Here is a 3,264-nt window from a genome sequence, read left to right on the forward strand (position 1 = left end):
GGCAGAGTAAAACTTGAAGTGCGACATAAACCACCTAATTAATTTAAAGGGTTTATGGAGTATATAAAATTGTCATACCATCATCTTAACTTTGAAGATCGTACTGCATTAATGCTTGAGTCAAGAAAAGAAGGCTTTTCAGCCAGAAAATTTGCTGAACTCATTAAAAGACATCCTAGTACGATCTATCGTGAGCTTAAAAGAAATAGCATCAATGACGTTTATCAAGCTCGATATGCTTCTGATAACACCTTCGCTAGACGTAGACGTGGTCACAGAAAACTCAAAATCGATTCAATCCTCTGGAAATTTATTGTTGAAGCGATCCGTTGTTTATGGTCTCCTCAGCAAATAGCAAAGCGTTTAAAGACATTTCCTGATTTGGATCAAACAATGAATGTAAGCCATACAACGATTTATTCAACGATACGAGCATTACCCAAGGGTGAGTTGAAAAAAGACTTATTATCCTGTCTGCGTCATGAAAATAAAAAGCGAAAAGCTAACGGTGAACCTAAAAAAGATTCTATATTACAGGATATTAAAACTATTCATGAGCGCCCAGCCGAAGTTCAAGAAAGAAAAATACCGGGTCATTGGGAAGCTGATTTAATTAAAGGTAAAGACAATAAAAGTTCGATAGCAACACTTATTGAACGAAATACACGGCTCTGTATCTTGGCAACATTACCTGATGCAAAGGCAGAATCAGTGCGCAAGGCTTTAACTGAAGCTCTGAAATATTTACCTGCAGAACTGCGTAAAACGTTGACCTATGACCGTGGACGCGAGATGTCAGAACATAAAATACTCGAAGAAGATTTAGGCATAGATGTATATTTCTGTGACCCACATTCACCTTGGCAAAAAGGCACATGCGAAAATATGAATGGTTTAATTAGGCAATATTTACCTAAAGGGATTGATTTAAATCAGGCAGATCAGCATTATTTAAATCAAGTTGCCATGTCACTGAATACTCGTCCTAGAAAAGCGTTAGATTGGCTTACACCATTAGAGAAATTTGCTCAGCTTGTTGATTATCATAAGACTTTTCAAACTGTCGCACCTCATGTTTGAATTCGCCCTAATGGAGTCACATTAGATATTCCAGCAAATTATCTTATGGATGCAACTGCTATTTCTGAATCTTCACGAAAGAAAGATCTTGAATTCAGAGAAAAGCAACGATATGAGAGTAATAAGCCCTTATGTGATAGATTTCAATGTACTGAACTTTTTCAAGTTCTTTTACCTGATTACAAAGGAAAAACATTAGAAAATTTACATATTTTTAATCCTGAATCAATAAGAGCTGAGTATGAAATACCTAAGGACTGGCAAGAGTTTCATAAGTATGTAATTTGGTTTTCCTTAAATAGCTGGATACCTAAGAATCATAAAGTGAATGCTAGTGATGCAGAAATTACAATGGGTATAAATTTAAGTTCAGTGTTTCATCCGAAAGAGTATTTTGAAACGCCAAAATTAATTAAATATATACAAACTAAACCAGCTCCAGAATTAGGCTTAACAGAAGTGGTATCACTAGATCCTAATTTACCAGGCGGGTTCTATAAAGTTCTTGTTTATAAGGATTGGCAAAAGAAATATCCTGAGGATGTAACAGAGGATTATAATCATTATAAGATTTATTTTAAAAAAGACGCTGGTGGAAATATAGTTTCTTATATTAGTTGTAGTACTTTTGCTCGTACTTATTTATTAAGTAAACCAGATCCTGAACAGGCTATTCTAGAAGACTATGCTAGACCAAATCAGCAATACTATTGTAGACATACTTTTAATGTGAAGGGACTGCCGATGAGTATTACCGCACATTACAGTGATATACATTTAGCTGATTGGCAGAATATAGAAAATAATTTAACTCGGCTTATACAGTCATTTCATGTAAAAGAGACTAAGTAAGTTTCAATATTTAAGGGACTGTTCTAAATTTTGTGTAAGTACTTAATTTTCATTTATCCTTCAGAGGATAATTACAAAAGGTACTTCACATGGATGAAGCAACAATCAAAAGTATGGCTGCCGAATTGGCTAAAGGTCTAAAAACACCAGAAGACTTAAACCAAATGACAGCAGTCTTTAAAAAATTCATGATTGAAACTGCACTCAATACTGAACTTTCAGACCATCTCGGTTATGAAAAGCATCAGCCCAAGAAAGGCTCAAATAGCCGTAATGGGTTTAGTTCTAAAACCATTACAACTCAAGATGGACAACTGGCTTTAGATATTCCCCGTGATCGAGAAGGTTCATTTGAGCCACAAATTATCAAAAAGCACCAAACACGCATCACCAGTATGGATGACCAAATCCTCTCACTGTATGCAAAAGGAATGACTAATAGGGAAATTGTAGCCTTCTTCAAAGAAATGTACGATGCCGATGTGTCAGCATCTCTCATCAGCAAAGTTACCGATGCTGTGATTGAGCAAGTGACTGAGTGGCAAAATAGAGCCTTAGATAGCCTTTATCCTGTTGTCTATCTTGACTGTATTGTTGTCAAAGTCCGTCAGCACTCCAATGTGATTAACAAGTCCGTATACCTTGCTTTAGGCATCAATATGGATGGGCAAAAAGAATTACTGGGTATGTGGATTGCTCAGACAGAAGGTGCCAAATTCTGGCTGTCAGTCATGACAGAGCTAAAAAATCGAGGAGTACAGGACATTCTTGTTGCCTGTGTAGATGGATTAAAAGGCTTCCCTGACGCGATAGCCTCTGTTTACCCTCATACTGATATTCAACTGTGTATCGTGCATGTTGTACGCAATAGCCTGAGATTTGTAAGCTGGAAAGACTACAAAGCTGTTACGTCGGGTCTGAAAGCGATTTATCAGGCAAGTACAGAGGAAAATGCTTTAAAATCCCTAGACATCTTCTGTGATCAATGGAATCACCAGTATCCCAAAATTGGAGAATCCTGGCGGGCCAATTGGGAAAATATCCGAACGATCTTTAGCTATCCAGCCGAAATACGTCATGCAATTTATACAACAAATGCGATTGAGTCGTTGAATAGCGTAATACGCCATTCAACGAAGAAAAGGAAAATCTTTTCATCTGATGACTCAGTAAAGAAGGTCATTTACTTAGCAACATCAAATGCTGCGAAGAAATGGACGATGCCAATTCAAAATTGGCGTTTAGCAATGAATTGGTTTACGATTCAGTTCGATGATCGATTAAAAGATCATTTATAAAAAATGGAACTTACACAAAATAATTTACAGGCTC

Annotated in this window: 3 protein-coding genes; all 3 read left to right on the plus strand. The window is 36.6% G+C overall.

All coding sequences use genetic code 11. From position 1 onward, the window contains the following. The first annotated feature begins 54 nt into the window (after positions 1-54). The 3 genes from MKL51_RS10985 (at position 55) to MKL51_RS10995 (ending at position 3,230) form a co-directional block, all read left to right on the plus strand. Positions 55-1,080 carry an IS30-like element ISAba125 family transposase gene (locus MKL51_RS10985; RefSeq protein ID WP_079265503.1) on the plus strand — a complete coding sequence of 342 codons (1,026 nt, stop codon included), beginning with the start codon at positions 55-57 and terminating at the stop codon, positions 1,078-1,080. A gap of 45 nt (positions 1,081-1,125) precedes the next feature. After that, positions 1,126-1,932 (plus strand): hypothetical protein, encoded by an 807-nt coding sequence (locus tag MKL51_RS10990; protein WP_270904314.1) that lies wholly within the window; start codon positions 1,126-1,128, stop codon positions 1,930-1,932. Between the two features lie 89 nt (positions 1,933-2,021). Next, complete coding sequence (locus MKL51_RS10995; RefSeq protein ID WP_000343018.1) at positions 2,022-3,230, plus strand: IS256-like element ISAba26 family transposase; 1,209 nt, start codon at positions 2,022-2,024, stop codon at positions 3,228-3,230. Positions 3,231-3,264 lie beyond the last annotated feature (34 nt).

The sequence above is a fragment of the Acinetobacter sp. AOR18_HL genome, from assembly GCF_027855145.1.
GTDB lineage: Bacteria > Pseudomonadota > Gammaproteobacteria > Pseudomonadales > Moraxellaceae > Acinetobacter > Acinetobacter pittii.

Excerpts from the sequence above, each read along its gene's own strand:
- MKL51_RS10990 (WP_270904314.1), top strand. The coding sequence starts at position 1,126 with ATGGATGCAACTGCTATTTCTGAATCTTCACGAAAGAAAGATCTTGAA.
- MKL51_RS10985 (WP_079265503.1), top strand. The coding sequence starts at position 55 with ATGGAGTATATAAAATTGTCATACCATCATCTTAACTTTGAAGATCGT.
- MKL51_RS10995 (WP_000343018.1), top strand. The coding sequence starts at position 2,022 with ATGGATGAAGCAACAATCAAAAGTATGGCTGCCGAATTGGCTAAAGGT.